The sequence below is a fragment of the Flavobacterium sp. RHBU_24 genome, from assembly GCF_046613695.1.
Taxonomy (GTDB): domain Bacteria; phylum Bacteroidota; class Bacteroidia; order Flavobacteriales; family Flavobacteriaceae; genus Flavobacterium.
In genome coordinates this window covers 1-1273 of the sequence record NZ_JBKJHD010000047.1, presented here as the reverse complement: position 1 = coordinate 1273, position 1273 = coordinate 1, and the positions used below count along the sequence as shown (strand labels likewise).

Genomic DNA, 1273 nt, shown 5'->3' with positions numbered 1-1273 from the left:
TTGTAAGCTCCCCCAAAAACAGTACAGTTTAAAAGTAGAATTTTTATTAACTTTAAAACTGTAATTATGAAGACCAGTAAATTCACACCTACGCAGATTGCCAAGATTCTGAAGGAATTTGAATCAGGCAAAGATGTTGATACCATAAGTCGTGAGCATGGTGTCAGCAAAGCTACCTTTTACAAATGGCGCCAGCGCTATGGTGGCATGGAAGCCAGCGAGCTCAAGCGTGTAAAAGCCCTTGAGGAAGAAAACGCAAAACTCAAGCGCATGTATGCCGACCTTGCCCTGGAATTGGACATGGCCAGGTATATCATCGAAAAAAAGCTCTAAAGCCTTGCCATAAAAGAGCTATAGTAACCGACCTGGTTAGTGTTTTCCACAACGGCAAAAGCAAGGCTTGCCGCCTCTTACAAACCAGCCGAAGCAGTTTGTCTTACCTGTCAGTAAAAGATGATGCCCAGCTTATAAAACGCCTTGAAGGCTTTGCAAAAGACCATCCCCGGGAAGGTTTTTGGAAGTGTTATTATCGCATGCGCAATAGTGGTGATAAAATAAACCACAAACGCCTGCACAGAGTGTACAAGCAACTGGGACTCCCTTTGCGCAGGAAGATAAAAAAACGTTTGCCTGCAAGGGTAAAGGAAGCTATTGTTATCCCCGGGGTCTTTGCCCATACCTGGAGCATTGACTTTATGAGCGACAGCCTTGCAGACGGCAGGAAGTTCCGCAGCTTTAATGTAATTGACGATTACAACAGAGAGGTTTTATTTATTGAAACAGATTATTCACTCAAAAGCAGCAGGGTAATATGGGTTTTAAAACACCTTATAAACCGCCACGGTAAGCCTAAAAAAATACGAATGGATAATGGGCCGGAATTTGTTGCTAAATTAGCCCAGGAATGGAGTGTGGTAATGGAAATAGAATTTAAATATACCCAGCCCGGGAAGCCAACCCAAAATGCCCTGATAGAACGCTTCAACAAAACCTACAGGGAAAATGTACTTGATGCATATCTTTTTGAAAGCATTGATGATATAAGGGAAGTCAGCCACCAGTGGGTTCAGGACTACAATAACCACAGGCCTCATGATGCATTAGGAGGAATCAGTCCGGCAGCCTATAGGATAAAAAACAATACAGTTGATGAGCCTCGTTCCGCTACGGCTACGCCTTCGCTAAACTCAGCTCATCAACTGTTGGAAACATAAGATTAGAAATATCAGTATTTTTTATACTTTTAAAGCGTACTAAAAAGGGGAAGCCTACA

Annotated in this window: 1 protein-coding gene; it reads left to right on the top strand. The window is 42.7% G+C overall.

Annotated features, from left to right (window positions below; translation table 11 throughout):
• The first annotated feature begins 66 nt into the window (after window positions 1-66).
• Window positions 67-1214 (top strand): IS3 family transposase gene (locus ACLI09_RS17995; protein WP_411421030.1). Its coding sequence is split into 2 segments (ribosomal slippage): window positions 67-328 and window positions 328-1214, totalling 1149 coding nucleotides; the frame shifts between segments, so codons are not numbered across the junction.
• Window positions 1215-1273: the final 59 nt, after the last annotated feature.